This is a genomic window from Endozoicomonas sp. SESOKO1 (genome assembly GCF_024606265.1).
Taxonomy (GTDB): domain Bacteria; phylum Pseudomonadota; class Gammaproteobacteria; order Pseudomonadales; family Endozoicomonadaceae; genus Endozoicomonas.
In genome coordinates, this window is the sequence record NZ_JAHHPP010000404.1 from 1 (window position 1) to 16,216 (window position 16,216).

The 16,216-nt window shown below is 49.0% G+C and carries 13 protein-coding genes; 7 read left to right on the top strand and 6 right to left on the bottom strand.

Translation table 11 applies throughout. The annotated features are described in order from the left end of the window. Positions 1 to 106: 106 nt before the first annotated feature. Positions 107 to 1,066, top strand: a complete 960-nt coding sequence (locus KDK13_RS18330) for a hypothetical protein (protein ID WP_257286445.1) — start codon at positions 107 to 109, stop codon at positions 1,064 to 1,066. A 65-nt stretch (positions 1,067 to 1,131) separates the two neighbouring features. On the opposite strand, the gene rep is transcribed toward KDK13_RS18330, so the two are convergent. Continuing rightward, a complete protein-coding gene (gene rep / locus KDK13_RS18335) occupies positions 1,132 to 3,144 on the bottom strand; it encodes a DNA helicase Rep (protein ID WP_257286446.1) in 2,013 nt (670 codons plus the stop codon). A 51-nt stretch (positions 3,145 to 3,195) separates the two neighbouring features. Beyond that, positions 3,196 to 3,957 (bottom strand): SDR family oxidoreductase, encoded by a 762-nt coding sequence (locus KDK13_RS18340; RefSeq protein ID WP_257286447.1) that lies wholly within the window; start codon positions 3,955 to 3,957, stop codon positions 3,196 to 3,198. 134 nt (positions 3,958 to 4,091) lie between these two features. Here KDK13_RS18340 and KDK13_RS18345 point away from each other — a divergent pair, with 134 nt between their 5' ends. From KDK13_RS18345 to groL, 4 genes are all read left to right on the top strand, one after another. After that, on the top strand, positions 4,092 to 4,280 hold the full coding sequence (locus tag KDK13_RS18345; RefSeq protein ID WP_257286448.1) for a DUF2470 domain-containing protein: 189 nt from the start codon (positions 4,092 to 4,094) through the stop codon (positions 4,278 to 4,280). Between the two features lie 91 nt (positions 4,281 to 4,371). Further along, positions 4,372 to 4,851, top strand: a complete 480-nt coding sequence (locus KDK13_RS18350) for an FxsA family protein (RefSeq protein ID WP_257286449.1) — start codon at positions 4,372 to 4,374, stop codon at positions 4,849 to 4,851. Between the two features lie 345 nt (positions 4,852 to 5,196). Continuing rightward, positions 5,197 to 5,490, top strand: coding sequence for a co-chaperone GroES (locus KDK13_RS18355; RefSeq protein WP_257286450.1), 294 nt, complete (start codon positions 5,197 to 5,199; stop codon positions 5,488 to 5,490). A 106-nt stretch (positions 5,491 to 5,596) separates the two neighbouring features. Continuing rightward, entirely contained in the window at positions 5,597 to 7,240 is a 1,644-nt protein-coding gene (gene groL / locus KDK13_RS18360) for a chaperonin GroEL (RefSeq protein ID WP_257286451.1), read from the top strand. Positions 7,241 to 7,365: 125 nt separating this feature from the next. Here groL and KDK13_RS18365 read toward each other — a convergent pair whose 3' ends face one another. Beyond that, entirely contained in the window at positions 7,366 to 8,781 is a 1,416-nt protein-coding gene (locus tag KDK13_RS18365) for a hypothetical protein (RefSeq protein ID WP_257286452.1), read from the bottom strand. 370 nt (positions 8,782 to 9,151) lie between these two features. On the opposite strand from KDK13_RS18365, the gene KDK13_RS18370 reads away from it, so the two are divergent. After that, entirely contained in the window at positions 9,152 to 11,209 is a 2,058-nt protein-coding gene (locus KDK13_RS18370) for a hypothetical protein (RefSeq protein ID WP_257286453.1), read from the top strand. 333 nt (positions 11,210 to 11,542) lie between these two features. On the opposite strand, the gene KDK13_RS18375 is transcribed toward KDK13_RS18370, so the two are convergent. Together KDK13_RS18375 and KDK13_RS18380 are read right to left on the bottom strand one after the other, a co-directional pair. Next, on the bottom strand, positions 11,543 to 11,941 hold the full coding sequence (locus KDK13_RS18375) for a hypothetical protein (protein WP_257286454.1): 399 nt from the start codon (positions 11,939 to 11,941) through the stop codon (positions 11,543 to 11,545). A 104-nt stretch (positions 11,942 to 12,045) separates the two neighbouring features. Continuing rightward, positions 12,046 to 12,573 carry a hypothetical protein gene (locus tag KDK13_RS18380; RefSeq protein ID WP_257286456.1) on the bottom strand — a complete coding sequence of 176 codons (528 nt, stop codon included), beginning with the start codon at positions 12,571 to 12,573 and terminating at the stop codon, positions 12,046 to 12,048. Between KDK13_RS18380 and KDK13_RS18385 the strand changes: the two genes are divergently transcribed. Next, positions 12,566 to 14,743, top strand: coding sequence for a hypothetical protein (locus KDK13_RS18385; RefSeq protein ID WP_257286457.1), 2,178 nt, complete (start codon positions 12,566 to 12,568; stop codon positions 14,741 to 14,743). The genes KDK13_RS18380 and KDK13_RS18385 overlap by 8 nt on opposite strands. An 86-nt stretch (positions 14,744 to 14,829) precedes the next feature. On the opposite strand, the gene astB is transcribed toward KDK13_RS18385, so the two are convergent. Further along, positions 14,830 to 16,200 (bottom strand): N-succinylarginine dihydrolase, encoded by a 1,371-nt coding sequence (astB, locus tag KDK13_RS18390; protein WP_257286458.1) that lies wholly within the window; start codon positions 16,198 to 16,200, stop codon positions 14,830 to 14,832. Between the last annotated feature and the right edge of the window lie 16 nt (positions 16,201 to 16,216).

The following is a 16,216-nucleotide window of genomic DNA, read 5'->3' on the forward strand; positions in this document are numbered from 1 at the left end:
ATCCTCAATTTTCTGCCATCCTCGCTACGGGCGCTATTCTCGGACAGGCTCCTAGCAACTGCTTATGAGAGATAACATGGATATTCTTCGGACGGGTTTGAATACTATGTCACCAGGCGATCATATGCCGGTAAACTCTCCCCAAAGTGACAAGGGTTCAAATGCAGGCGAGGATATATCTATTCCAGGGAAGCAACAAAATGCAGAGTTGTCTTTTCTGAAGTCTCGCACAATTGTTAGCGTAAATTGTGAAAATAAAGTTGAACAGCCATTAAAAACGATGGCTGAAGACCGCTGCAAAGAGGCAGATGCTCCAGAGAGGGTACACTCACTCGCTTCATATTATTCGTTAGCCTCCTGCCCTTATCCATTTATCAAGGAGAATGCTATATCTGGATATTGTTTTGACATAGATGGTGTTCAGTATGAAACCTTAGGGCAAGAAAAAGCTTTTCCCCTTTTAACTGAATCGGCGATCATTGGCGACATTCCTGAAAAGAATAAGACTCTGTATCAACAATGTTTTGAGTCCAGGATTGTACAAATATTGCAAAAAGGTGTTGCAGGTTGTATCTCATACAGGCAAACGGAAAAAGGGCGTAATTGGAGGGGATCTGGTGAGAAGGCAATTCCTGGAGCGAGTTGTCATATGCTAGCTAATTATTTGGCATTCGGAATAAATTTTTACGACGATATCGATCGTACATATGCACAATGGGAGGACTGGTATATGTCTATGCCAGAGGCAAAAACACTTCCCTTCGACGCGGCAAGCCTCCAAAAGGGCGATATTGTCCAGTTTTGTGAAACATCCGTTGATGGCGTTGTTAAACCAATACACTCTCAATTTTATCTCGGGAACTCGTTGTATATATCTGCATTTGGTTATCAGGAAAATATAGCGATTCATAAGCTGGAGGAAAGTATCAGTAAATATAGTGAACAATTCAACACGATTCGCATTGTCAGAAGAGATAAAACAGAGATCGATCCAGTCCCTGAGTGGATTAATTGTCCTCAATCTGACTCATTTTTTCCTTTGATAGCCAGGTTTGTCGAAAGATAGAGTCAAAGCACAGCTACAAAGCAGCAGAAGCAGGGAGCCTTGTCCTTCACTTCTGCTTATGGCGGCTATGCGCCGATAGACTTGTAAAGCGCATCCAGTCCCATTTTACCCGCCATTTTTTTGGTTTCCTGGCGGGATGATTCATCAAAGCCCGTATACACCAGGTCTTCCTGTGGCAACTCATCAAGGAAGCGGCTGGGCATCGTATCAATGATCTCGCCAAACTGCTTTCTTTGCCCGGCCAGTGTCATGGTCAGTGATTTCTGGGCCCGGGTAATACCGACATAAGTAAGACGACGCTCTTCCTCAATATTATCTTCTTCAATACTGGTTCGGTGCGGCAGCAACTCTTCCTCCATACCCATCATAAAGACATGGGGATACTCAAGACCTTTGGAGGCATGGAGAGTCAGTAGCTGAACACGGTCTGCATCTTCCTCTTCCTCATTGCGTTCCAGCATATCCCGCAAAATCAGCCGGGCAATGGCCTCTTCAACGGTTTTGTCTTCATCACCCCGCTCCAGGGTTTGCTGAAGGGCATCCACCAGAAACCAGACATTGGCCATGCGCTTTTCAGCCTGGGCTGGCGTTGAGGAGTGCTGCATCAGCCAGTTTTCATAATCGGTATCGGCAATCATTTCACGAACCACCTGCATTGGGTCTTCGCTGGTTTGCAGCCGTCGTGAAACGTCGTCCATCCACCCGGTAAATCGTCGCAGCCTGTCGACATACTGAGGTGCCAGGCCCTCTGCAAGAGCCGCTTCTTCACAGGCCTTGTACATACTGATGTGGTGCTTGTTGGCGTAGTTGCCCAGCTTCTCCAGTGTCGATGGACCGATCTCCCGCTTAGGGGTATTCACCACCCGCAGAAAAGCATTGTCATCGTCCTGGTTAATCAGCAGGCGCAGATAGGCCATGATGTCCTTCACCTCTGCCCGGGCGAAAAACGAGGTGCCGCCATTAATGTGGTATGGAATACCATGATGCTGAAGTTTCAGCTCCAAAAGCCGCGACTGGAAATTTCCCCGGTAGAGGACGGCATAATCTTTATAGCGGTTATCGTGGCGAAGTTTGTGGGCGATGATCTCTGTGGCAATCCGTTCACACTCCATTTCGTCGTTTCGGCATTTAATGACCCGAATTTCATCCCCAACCCCCATCTCACTCCATAATGTTTTTTCAAACACATGGGGGTTGTTGGCAATCAGGGTATTCGCTGCTTTCAAAATACGGCTGGTGGAACGGTAATTCTGTTCCAGCTTGATGACTTTCAAGCTGGGATAATCTTCTTTCAATTGCGCCAGGTTTTCCGGTTTGGCGCCACGCCAGGCATAGATGGACTGGTCATCATCACCCACTACGGTCAATTTACGACGGTCGCCCACCAGTCGCTTGACCAGCTCGTACTGCGCACCATTGGTGTCCTGGTACTCATCCACCAGCATATAGTGAACTTTGTCCTGCCAGCGTTGCTGGACCTGTGGGTAATGTCTGAATAACTCCACCGGTTTCATGATCAGGTCATCAAAGTCCACGGAGTTATAGGCTTTCAGCATGCGGTTATAGTGTTCATACACAATCGCTGCAGACTGCTCCCAGGGCTGCCTCGCCATCTGTAACGCCTGTGCCGGGGTGATCAGATCATTTTTCCAGTTGGAGATGCAGTGCTGAATCTGGTCCACACCGTTATCATCTGCCGAGGCATCCCGCTGCATCAGATCGGTAATCAGTGATCGGGCATCCTGCTGGTCAAAAATCGAGAACCCGGGTTTATAGCCCAGAATCTGGTACTCACGACGGATAATATTCAGGCCAAGGTTATGGAAGGTAGAAACCGTTAGCCCCGAAGAGGCTCTGCCTTTTACCAGCTTGCCAACCCGTTCTTTCATTTCCCGGGCGGCTTTGTTGGTAAAGGTAACGGCGACAATGTTTCTGGCACTGATACCGCACTGTTGAATCAGGTAGGCAATTTTGGTGGTGATAACACTGGTTTTACCACTACCGGCACCGGCCAGTACCAGCAGGGGAGTATCGATATATTTTACGGCCTCGGCCTGTCGGTCATTGAGTCTTTGCACGGGTTCTGTTTCAGGCAAGTCATGGGAGAGAAGTATCCCAGTATACCAAGGTTAGAGTTTTAACCCACCATCCAGCTCTAAAACCCGGCCATTGTAATAATCATTTTCAAAAATAAAGCCGACGGTTTGGGCAATCTCTTCCGGTGTTCCCATGCGTCCAACGGGAATGCCGGCAGTTAATCTGGCTTTGGCTTCCGGCTTCATGCTGCCGGTCATTGCCGTTTCAATAACCCCCGGGGCAATGGCTGCACAACGGATGCCGTATTTAGCCAGTTCTTTGGACCAGGTCACCGTCATGGCTGAGACACCGGCTTTGGCAGCGGAGTAGTTGCTTTGTCCAAAGTTCCCTTCACGGGCAATGCTGGCGATATTGACAATAACGCCCTGTGAACCACTGTCGATCATACTGGCGGCGACTTCACGGCCACAGAGGAATACGCCGGTCAGGTTAACATTAATCACGGACTGCCATTTGTCGAAGGAGAGTTTGTCAGTCACTTTGCCATCTTTGGCTTTGATCAGCAGACCATCCCTGAGAATACCGGCGTTGTTTATCAGGCCATTCAATGGGCCAAGTTCCGCACAGGCTTTCTGAACAGCCGCTTCAACCTGGGCCTCCTCAGCAACATTCGCAGGCAGTGCTACCGCGTTAACCCCTTTTGCACGACAAAGTTCCGCTGTTTGATGAAGTTCGGGCGTATCAAGATCGATAAGACCCAAATTGGCACCACGCTCTGCAAACCAATTGGCCATTGCCAGGCCAAGTCCCCTGGCGGCACCGGTGATCAGGATATTTTTATTTTTGATGTTCATAATTGTTCTTATACTTTGTTGCTAAACGGTACGACGATCATCCTGAAACGAATCTGAATAAAAGACAACATTTATAGCGCTTATTGATAATAAATCTCATTCCCATATAATGCGGTCAACACACTGTGGATGCCATGGTGAAGTATTGTCTGGCTGCTAACATTGTGATTCCTGAAGGGGTTAGCCCAAAAATGGCCGGGGTCGACTCAGAAGGCATGCATATCCTTCTGGTCAGAAAAGTTGTCCGTATCCCATTTCCAGAAAATGCTGACAGTGCCATGGCCGTTCGTCAGCAACTGGTTGCCATGGCCAAAGCGGCTTGACGACACTTTCACCTGATAACCCTTGAAAAAAACGACACTGCCCCTATATAAGAGGCTCCTATGAGATTCACGGGGATTAACGGGGCCACTTATGCGCTTCCTCTTTCTGCTATTTATTCTTTTACCCATTCTGGAAATGGTGGTGCTGATCAAAGTGGGCAGTATCATCGGAGCCTGGAATGCGGTTGCCCTGGTTATTCTGTCGGTATTTGTTGGCATCGAGGTGATTCGCCGTCAGGGCTTCAGAACCACATTACAAGCCCGGCAGAAGATGTCTGCAGGCGAACTGCCCGCTATGGAAATGCTGGAAAACCTGGTCATTGCCCTGGGTGGCCTGTTGATGGTGATCCCCGGTTTTATTACTGACATTCTGGGGATGTTTCTGTTGATTCCACCGGTTCGTCGGTGGTTGATCCGCCGCTGGCTGAAAGTCAACGGAGTAAAGGTTCCGCAAAGCAATATCTACGAGGCTGAGTATCGTCGTGAGGGGGGCTGGCATAAGGATCAAAACCATCTTAATCATACTTTTGATGGGGACTATACCCGTGAAGATGATGATGGCAGTAATTGATAAGCCTTGATTTCTGAACATTTAACGAATTTGCCAGTCTACAGAAAGTGTGATCCCTGATCTTTGTGGAAAATTTTGTGGAAATATCATTTTTTTTCCATTGGCCTCTTGAAAACTGTACCAGCCACCCATACTAAGTGGGACACCTGATAAGCCTTCGGCAAGGCCTTGAATGTTCATTAAAGGCCTGTGCCAAAGTGAATTTTATCCCTGGTGAATAGCAGGGCGGTTCGGGTAAACCGAACCACAGTAAAGCGATAGCACTTCGTTTTACTGCCATTACGTTGATAGCGAGCAACCTGCAAATGGTTGCACGGCATAAGCAAACTGTTGGAGAAAGAATCGATGAAAATCCGTCCGTTGCGTGATCGCGTGGTCGTTCGTCGTGTCGAAGAAGAAACTACCTCTGCTGGTGGCATCGTACTGCCTGGTACTGCAACTGAAAAGCCTAACCAGGGTGTTGTGGTTGCAGTCGGCGATGGCGTGTTTCTGGACAATGGTGAAAAGCGTCCTGTTGGCGTTAACGTTGGTGACAAGGTTATCTTCGGCAAGTATGCAGACTCAAACACCGTGAAGATTGACGGTGAAGAGCTGATCATTCTGTCTGAGAGTGACATTTCCGCCGTTCTGGAAGACTGATTGTTAAGCAGTTACACAGTATTTTTTCGGTTTCACAAGATCTTGTAACAAGAGTTTGTAACAAGATTTTGTAAGATTCTATAAATAGTGCACAGGGTCACCAACCATGGCAGCTAAACAAGTTAAATTCGGCGACGAAGCTCGCAAAGAAATGCTCAAGGGCGTCAACATCCTGGCTGACGCTGTAAAGGCCACTCTGGGTCCCAAGGGCCGTAACGTTCTGCTGGAGAAGTCCTTTGGCGCTCCTACCATCACCAAGGATGGTGTTTCCGTTGCCAAGGAAATCGAACTGAAAGATAAGTTCCAGAACATGGGTGCCCAGCTGGTTAAGGAAGTGGCTTCCCAGGCTAACGACCAGGCAGGTGACGGTACCACTACGGCTACTGTTCTGGCTCAGTCCATCCTGAACGAAGGCCTGAAGTACGTTGCTGCCGGCATGAACCCAATGGATCTGAAGCGCGGTATCGACAAGGCGGTTATTGCTGTTGTGAAACAGCTCAAGGCCATGTCCACTCCCTGTGAAGACAGCAAATCCATTGCCCAGGTGGGTACCATCTCTGCCAACTCTGATGAAATTGTTGGCCAGATCATCGCTGAAGCCATGGAAAAAGTCGGCAAGGAAGGCGTTATCACTGTTGAGGAAGGCAGCGGTCTGGAAAACGAACTGGAAGTCGTTGAAGGCATGCAGTTTGACCGCGGTTACCTGTCTCCATACTTCATCAACAATCAGGAAAGAATGTCCGCTGAACTGGAAAGCCCATTCATCCTGCTGGTTGACAAGAAAATCTCCAACATCCGTGAACTGCTGCCCGTTCTGGAATCCGTTGCCAAAGCTGGCAAGCCACTGATGATCATTGCTGAAGACGTTGAAGGCGAAGCCCTGGCGACTCTGGTGGTGAACAACATGCGCGGTATCGTCAAGGTAACTGCGGTTAAAGCGCCTGGCTTCGGTGACCGTCGCAAGGCGATGCTGCAGGATATCGCTATCCTGACTGGCGCAACTGTGATCTCTGAAGAAGTCGGCCTGTCTCTGGAAACGGCCACTCTGGACGACCTGGGTACTGCCAAGCGCGTACAGATCACCAAAGAAGACACCACCATCGTTGACGGTGCTGGTGTTCAGGCTGACATCGTGGCTCGTGTTGAGCAGATCCGTGCCGAGATCGAAAACTCTTCTTCTGACTACGACAAAGAGAAGCTGCAGGAGCGCGTAGCCAAGCTGGCTGGTGGCGTTGCGGTTGTCAAGGTAGGCGCTGCTACCGAAGTTGAGATGAAAGAGAAGAAAGCCCGCGTTGAAGATGCCCTGCACGCAACCCGTGCTGCGGTTGAAGAAGGCGTGGTTGCCGGTGGTGGTGTAGCCCTGGTTCGCGCCCTGTCTGCCATCAACGTTGAAACCATTAACCCTGAGCAGCGCGCTGGTGTCGAACTGATCCTGCGTGCCCTGGAAGCGCCAATGCGTCAGATTGCTGCTAACTCGGGAGACGAAGCATCTGTGGTTGTTGACAAGGTTAAGGCTGGCTCTGGCAACTTCGGTTACAACGCAGCTACCGGTGAATACGGCGACATGATCGAAATGGGTATCCTGGATCCAGCCAAGGTAACCCGTTCTGCCCTGCAGGCCGCAGCTTCTGTTGCTGGCCTGATGATCACAACGGCAGCCATGGTTGCTGATGAGCCTCAGGACGACGCTCCAGCTATGCCTGATATGGGCGGCATGGGCGGTATGGGTGGAATGGGCGGCATGATGTGATGCTTCCCGGCAGATATGCTGGACTTTAAGATCCGGCTTTTGTTTGCCAACCGCTTATAGAGCATAAAGCAAAACCGGCATTTGATATCAAATGCCGGTTTTTTTTGACATCAACGTTTTGCATTTTATCGGGGCTTAACAGATTTAATGCGATGAAGCTTAATGGGAATTGTGATGCTGCCCCCTGCAGATCGAACCTTTAGTAACAGCCTTTCACGCTCGACTGCGATCAGTTCTCCTCTGAAACTTTTTGACGGATCTACATAAACCTCTAACCAGGCACCGATATGATTCGGTAACTCATAAATTGGAATGTCACTGGACTGCTGCTGTTTCAGTAAGTCTATTTCCTGGTTGGCTGAAGGCAGTTCATCAACAAAGATGTAGGTTTTGGATTCATCTCCATAGATGGGCTGAGGTTTTATCTCCTTCTTGATGTGTGGTTCGGCGTTCCTGGAAGGGGTTTCCGTCATTTCCACATCATCTGAACTACTCCCTGCAGGATCAAAATGAGCTGGGGTGACGATTTCAAAAGGGGTGACGGTGCTGTTGTTAACCTCCAGAGAAAGGCCAAATGATGAAACCCAGAGTTCAGTATCATAGACAGATAAAGCCTCAGGATGGAAGTTGGGGGGTAAATGTGCCTTGATGGACACGGTATCTGGATTTCTCAGAAAGTCGATGTGGGCATTTTTCATCGCTCCATTAGGAACAATGCCTGTTGTATGGAAGTAAAAACTGTCAGGTAAATTGTTTAGACGGTTAATGTATTCTACTGTGGAAATTCCAGAGCTCAGGGCACAATACTGGTTGCTCATCCTGACCAGGCCTTCATCCTGATAGGTAAATTCAGCATTGGTCAGGGGGGGGATTTGCATAAAGTTGCTGATAACAGGCGTCCCTTTTTTGTAAAAGCTTGTCTGTAATGATGCTTTGTATAAATTAGTGGCGCTGATTCCAAATCGAATCACCATTTCCTGATTTTCGGGAGTATAATTATATTCCCAGAAGTGTTTATTAATAAGTGTATTAATACCCATCTGCCTCAATTGATTCAGACCGATAATATATTCACTGCCACAGAGGGGTTCTAATTCTCCCTGCAGTGTTTCTTTGAGTTGTAACTGGCGTTTATCATTGAATCCTGTAAAGAAATGTTCGTTACCGGCTAATGGCAGTTGAACCCCATCATACTGGATGCGCAGAGAATCCGGCAGCTCTGAGCCTCCTTCGTTAATAACATCATACATGGTCTTCATCATTGACAAGGTGCTGGGGAAAATAACCGATAATCTTTCTATGTTAATTGGAGTTTTGAACGTATATTTAGGCGTGACTGTTATTTCCGTTATTGATACTTTACCAGTTATATGAACATTAACTTCATCAAACTGTATATCTGCGTAATCAGATGCCATAGGCTTAAATTCGTTTATTGCTTCAATCAACTGGGTTTCAGCATAAAGCTTAAATCCTAACCACCCTGCGGGGGCAATAAAAAAAACAGTTGTAAATAATACTCTGATCAAAAAATTAATCATAGGCTTGCCTGAATACGGTATTTCTACACAAGATGAATATCTGGTGATGATTCACTCCTTTATAAAACTATGTTCTTGTTGTTTTTGTTTATCAAGTATTGGGTGTTTTAATTTTAAATGATGGTTGTAGTTGCTGAGCAAGTGTCACATTTTGAATTTTCCCCCTGTTGTTTATGGGATTTGTCAAAAAAACAAGTTGCTCTAATATTTTGTTTTTATTGATTTTTGTCTTTCTTATCGATGTTGTATCTAATGTAACTCACCAGCATGTATTAATTAATAAATTAACTATTGGACGCTTGTCTGAATCAATATTGATTGAAAAGGATTTTCTATGAACCCTCCAGGATCCCCATCATCAGGAAAACCAGTGGACTCTTCAGTGCCCCAGATACATAGCGGTGCCGGAGAAACTGCAGAGACTGGTACAACGTCAACCAGGCAGAGCGTATCTTCTCATCCAGCAGGAAAGCAGATTCCGGAAAATGGTGACCCTGCCTCAGATAGCAGGCTTCCTGAAAATGTTCAGCCAGTAAATGCCACCGGGAGTATGGCTTCTCCAAATAGACCGGAGGGGATTGAAAGAATCAAGCACGATTTAACTAAGCTTTTGGCCGTTGATCAGCCTCTGGAACAAAGCTTCAGGACCATCAAGGAGATGAAATATATTGACGCAACGGTAACTGCACTGGGAAAAATTCAGGACAAAATGAGTGATAAATGGGATCTTCCAAATGATGAACTCATTATCGCCTTTAAAAAAGCACATAAGGCAACCATTAAACAGCTGAAAAAAGACAAGTCGGGTGATGTTAAAGTAACGTTCAATTCGCCAGATGGGCAGAAAATCCGGTTAATTCCACCGGAACTGGATGGTTTGGATTTATCGGACTTGAAGTCATGGGTGCAGAAATCAGTGGAATTGGTTAATACACTGAAACTGGAAAAAGAGTCCGCTTATAATCCTGCCCTCACCGGACAGACAATTATTGATGGTGCTCAAGAATTTAACACTCTTCTTTCCCAGCTGGTTCAGCTGGGTTCGCCTGACCAGGAGATTCAGGGTTTTCAGGCCCGTTATGATTCCATTCAACACCCAGCGATAAGGCTTCATTTTGATGGCATCAACCTTGTGTCTTCAGGAAGGCCAGCGAACGTTAGTACTCCCGAGTCGGCAGAGCCGCGTTCTTCAATTCAAATTACCAGTGATCCCGGGAAGGCATCCGTAGTTTCTGATGACGGGGACTCAGCTTTTGGGGACGAAATTCTTCCACCTGAAGCGATTGAACATGAGGAAAAAGTCGAAAGGGCCAGGAAGGCTTACAATGCGCTCGCTCGTGAAAGGTATTATACAGGGAAAGCCAATGAAGAAGCGCTTGGCGCAAGGGCGACGTTGATGACGGAGTTAGAACATCGTTTAAAGGGCAAGCCTGAGAACGATGAGGATGGCGACTCTGGTGTCGGCTTGCCGACATTTCCACGGACCAGCCCGCCACGTTCAAATAGGCCGCCTGAACCTGGGCCTGAATGGTCTGAAGATGTCAGTAGAGCCATAGGTTCCCCGGTGGATGATGAATCCAGCCCACATCGACGTTATGTTGATGGGAGAAGCGTTCATTTTGAAGAGGAAGTCGTTACCTGGGATATAGGCGTGCCACCTTCATCTACCCAGCCGTTACCGACGTTGCCGGTTAAGAATGATGATGGCGTCGGCTTATTCCGCGCTTTGTTTGCCTGTCACACCCGGGACAGTTACTGGCAGAATGCTTCTGAAGATCAGGTGCGTGAACGACTGATAAGGGACGGGGTTATCACTCAACGGGTAAAACTGGCCATTGAAGATGCCTCCCGAAAGTATCTTGAGCTGGATCCTCAAAACGATGACTGGATGGATCCTTATAATATCGCTCAGCGTGCCATAGCTCAAAAGCTCAATGAGTTGAATCATCAGCGGCGCTTTGTCCCGGAAGTTTTTGAAAAGGTGATAGTGGGTGGAAAGTTCTCTGACGAATCTTTCAATCGTCTTCCAGAGGTACTTGGTATCACAGATTTAATGACCAATGATCCCTATGCTCTTGAGGTAAAAATTTTGTCCAGGTTTATTATGGATGCACTGGGCATCAGGCTAAACGTACCTGAGTCCAGTGGTGATAAACCAGGGTTTCGAAGGCTGAATAGCGGTTTTGGTGTGGTGCCGGATGTTGACCATTGGCAGGACGACAGTGAGAGCATGCGTGTCGAAGAGCCTGATAACACATCCGGTTGGCCACCAGCGCGGGAAGAAATCAAGGCTATGCCTCCATCCGAGAATGACACGGTGGGAAGTTCAGGGGATGACGCTTCAGGGGCCGATAATCCACCACCTCCACCACCTCCGCCAGGGAGTTTTGAGCAATGGCTGGCAGAGAAGAAATCTAAAAAACACTAGGAGCCTTATATGGTCCGAGAATAGAACGCCCTACACGGCATCCGCTCCTGCATCCATGCAGTCGTGCGGATGCGATAAATTGATCTGAAAATTCCTGCTTCTTCGTCAAATAGCCCCTCTATTATCCCCAGAATCAAAAATTTTTATCCACATTTCTGCCATTCCCGCTACGGACGCATTCTCAGAAAACCTCCCGGAGAAAAACAAACATTAAAAACAATAACAATCATTCTCATTAGTATCTAGATTTGTAGGCGGCATTTCGCCTCTGACCAGGAAAAAATTGGACAATAGTTCTTATCAAATCGTTCCACCGGCCAGGCAAACACCAGGTCAGATACCGTGCTCACTCTGGCTGCAGCGGCAAGACCACCGCAGCAAACGCTCAAGGTACCAGTACCATGTTGGATGGCACAGAACTTCACAATAATCACTTAACAGGAAAATCGTTTTATGATCCCTTCGTACAACAAAACGCCCGATACCAGCGTAAACAGTACACCGTCGTCCGATCAGGCAGTCACTAATCCCCCTGTGGACCCGGGGCGTTTTTCCCGCTGGACAGCCGTTTGGAACTTCGGTGGTGAACTGGTTAAATCGATTCCTCCGTGCGCTGACTTCGATCCCCCCGTCGGCCAGCAGCCGACTCCCTGGGTGTCGCTGGAGCTTCAGCCAAAGGATCTGGCCTTGCGTCTGATCCAGCAGGCTATTCCGGCCAAAGGCTATCTCCATGCCATTAACCAGTGCGTTATGCTCTATCTGGCGGTAAAAAGTCTGCCAGGTTGTGAGGCCCAGTCTGATAACTCTGCCCCCTCTGCCGCTTCCGGCAACTCTTCTTACACGCCAGTGGCAAACAGTATAAATTCCGATCCGGTAATTACTCCTTTCTCGACGAGCACCGATGGTTCCTCCAGTAACAGCATGCACTCCGGTGAAGCCAGCGCCACTCCTGCAAGCGGCAGGCAAGCAACATCAAGTACGCAAAGCCTGCCGCCTTCAGAGATAGGACCATCCCCATCATTGAGTTCAGGCTCAGCGAAAAGCAGTGGTTTGACCTCATCGCTGCTTGCAAACTCGACGATACCAGCAATGTCCCAGCCTCTATCATCGGCATTACAGCCCAGCTCATCCCCGCCTTTGAGAACCTCGGTCAGTAGTGGGGCTTTTGCCAATGCAACCACCCGCTCTGAGACTCTGGCCCAATCACCCTCTCCAGCAATAGCGTCGGCCGCGGCCATGGCTTCACCATCACTGGCCAGCAGTTCGGTGTCTGACGACATTGTCCATCCATCTTCTGCCCGGACTCCGGCGGTGTCTTCCAGCAGACCTGGAACAACCACAGTAGCGCCAACGACTATGCCCACCACCAGTCTGCCCGGTTGCCCAGGTGAGCCGATTCCGGTCCTCGACCGGGCAACGCTGGGTAAAATTGGCAAGGAACCCTGTTTTCCACGCAATGGTACCTACACCCAGATGGCGGACAAAATTAATGCTGCCAATCTCCCACCCATCCGCCATTTCACCGGCGATTATTACGGTAATAATAAAACCATCGAACTTTCGAATAACTGCCTGTTTGAGGAAGTGGAGGGGAATGGGCGAGTCCGTCAACTGGTGGTCACGGGTGCCGGTATTCGCTCGGTAAGATGGCGTGCACCCAGGGCCGCCATCGCCTGCCAAATGTCCGGTTCATCCACCCTGGAGGGTAACCGTGTTGAATATTCGAAAATCCATGTAACGACCCAGGATCAAACACCGCTGGGCATGTTGACCGGAGTGATGAATGGTGATGCCACGCTGCGGGACAATCAGGTCATCCACAGCACTATCAATGTTCATCGTTATGCTTTGAGAGGTGAATCCTACAAAAGTATTGCAGGTATGTTAACAGGCATAGCAAGGGGGAATTCGCGCATCGACAACAACAGAGTTGAAAAATGCGAGATAACAGCAACAGCCCGAGATTTTGGCTTAGATCCAAATCCACGTATTGCTTTGGTGGCAGGACTTATTGATCGGAGCAACGTTAAGGTCAGGAACTCAACGCTGATCGATAACAAGATGACACTGACCACGAAGACGGGATTGGGGGGCGGTGTCGCAGGGGTGGCGTATAATTGCCTTATTGAGGGTACACAGGCCATCGGTAACAACTTCAGAATAAGAAGGGGTGCGAATTCGCGCAATAGAGGCACTCACAGTGCCGTGGTCGTTGGCTATGCCCATGGCTGTACAATACGGGACACCAGGGCCACCGATAATCATCTGAAAGCCGACCAGACATCGTACCATGGAAGCCGTCTGGGTATTGTCACGGCAGAGTGTGTCAACAGCGAAATTCAGAATACCCTGGCTGTTAATTCGACAATAGTGACTGACGGAGCAAAAGGATATGCCCCAAAACACTTGTCGTTTGAGGAAAGGGGGCGTTCAGCAGGGCACGCCGGGGTTGCTGCCGGTTATGCCAATGGTTGTGAGATTGAAGGGACCAAAGCGGTAGAGGTGACCGTTAAAAATCGTGATACCTTCGGTGGTGCTGCTATTGCTGCGGCTTATAATCGTGATGGTACAGAGGTGAGTAGAACAACCGCCATCAAGTGCGACATTGCTGCCGAAGGGAATTGGGGCGACGGTCGGGAAGGCTACGGAGCGGTGGGCATTGCCATGGACCATTATGACAATTTTAATTTTGGCATTATCACCAACACCTCCGCTTGCGAAACTACTATCCAAGGAAAATATACGGGTATTGCCGCTGGCAAAAGCTGGCATAATGATCAAGTCGATGGTGTATTTGCCTGTAATACTCGCCTGACGAATTTTGGCCAGCCAACCCGCATCGACAATACCGGCTGTGCTGATTCAGACTGCCCGGGAGCAAACCCAGGTACTGAAAGCCCCCCCACATCTCCAACAACGGCCGCTGTTAGCCGCCACGAGCTAAAGTCATCACTGTTGGACAGCTCGCCCTCAGCGATGCCAGCCGTTTCATCCCAGCCAGTGTCATCAGTAATACAGCCCAGCTCATCCCCGTCTTTGGAAACCAGTGGGGCTTTTGGCAGTGTAACTTCCAGCAGTCCTGAAACAACACACACTACCCGCATTGATGATGCATCGACACGCCATATGCACAGCACTGAATTAAGCAGGGAGACTTCCCACACATTACCAGCGACTACTACCTCTTCCGCCATAACCATGCCCACTTCAGCGGTTAACGGAACCAACAACGGCAATGTTTCCGCACGCTATAACAGTAACAACGAGGAAGTTGACGTGGGCATGCCAATGGCCATGCCCTGGGGCATTGCTGCCGGGGTTGTCGCTGTCGGTGCTACTGCCTTGGCCGCCTACGACTGGTATAAGGCTTATAAAGAAGGGGTCAGGGGCAAGGAGTTAGTCATTCATCCGTTTAAGCAGATCAAAGAGGCTTTTTGCTGTGATTCAACGGCTACTGATAATCGAGTAAATCGGATGGAGCTGATCACTTTTAAAGATGTTGATACTAATGTTGAGTGGGTTGATCAGGATTGAGGCGCAAACCCGCTCCCTTCAGGGGCGGGTCAAGCCTGCGCGGCCTCGGCGGCCCCGCCCGGCCGAGACTAATTTCTTTTGCTATATTAATTCTGGAATGGATAGACTGAACCCAGGTTAAGAATTTGTGTCAGTTCATCCAGGGCCGTTCGGGACTCTGTCAGTAAAAGCGGGTCGGCCAGGTCTTTTTCCGACAACTGGTCACGGTAATGCTTTTTGACCCAATTATTCAGGGATGAAATGCGCTGGTCGTTTATCAGGCAGTGTTGATTGGTCGCTGCCAGTTCCTGTTCATTTAATGCCACTCTCAGTCGCAGGCAGGCCGGGCCGCCTCCGTTATTCATACTCTGGCGAAGGTCAAAAACCTTCAGATCCGTGATAGGGCAGCTTGAGTCGTCCAGTATGCTTTGCAGGTAACTCCAGACCGCAGGTTCCTGTTCGCACTCAGAGGGGACAACGATCATTGTTCCGCCATTCTCCAGTGACAGCAGTTGGCTATTGAACAGGTAAGTGCCTACTGCCTGCGCTACTGACACCTGTTGATCGGCTACTTCAACAATATGGAAGTCCCGATGGAAGTCCATCGACCCATAAGCCTTTCTTAATGACTCATAGACAGCAGCCTGACCCACAAACGCCTGTTCATGGCAGAACAGCAGGTTGCGGTTGCCGACAGCAATAACATCATTATGAAAAACGCCCTGATCGATGACCGCCGGGTTTTGTTGGGCAAATACCACCTTGCCGGGATCAAGCTGATGCAGGCGGGCGATAGCCTGACTGGCTTCAAGACTCTGGCGGGCAGGGTATTTCTGTGGTGATGCCTTTTGCCGGTTAAAAGCACTTTGTGGGTTAAAGGCTTCCTGGCCATAAACAAAAAACTCAACACCCTGTTCGCCATAGTCATGGCAGAAACGGGTGTGGTTTGCGGCACCTTCATCGCCAAAGTAATCGGTGGCTGGCAGAGCCTGGTGGTGAACAAAGTGGTCAGGGTTGTTAAACGTCGATTTTAGTATTTTTCCCGTGACTTCGTGCTCAATAGATCGGTGGAATTTGTTGATCAGGTTTGCCGGTGTGAAATGGACTTTACCATCAGCGCAGTCAGCACCGGGAGAGACCGTTGCTGCATTAGCGGTCCACATACTGGAAGCGGAGCAGCAGGCTGCCAGAACGGCAGGCATCTGTTGCGCCGCATCAGACAGGACTCGTGAGTCACTGCCTGAGAAACCCAGCCTTCTCAGGGTGGCTAAATCCGGGCGCTCCTGGGGGGCTAACACGCCCTGGACAAAGCCCAGCTCATTAAGGGACCTCATTTTCTCCAGACCCTGGAGTGCCGCTTGTCTTGGGTTTGCAACTTTGCCTGCATGATGGATTGAGGCCTTGTTGCCTCGGGATAACCCGGCATAGTTGTGGGTAGGGCCGACCAGTCCGTCAAAGTTGGCTTCTATTGTTTTCATTATTTACTTCTTCATC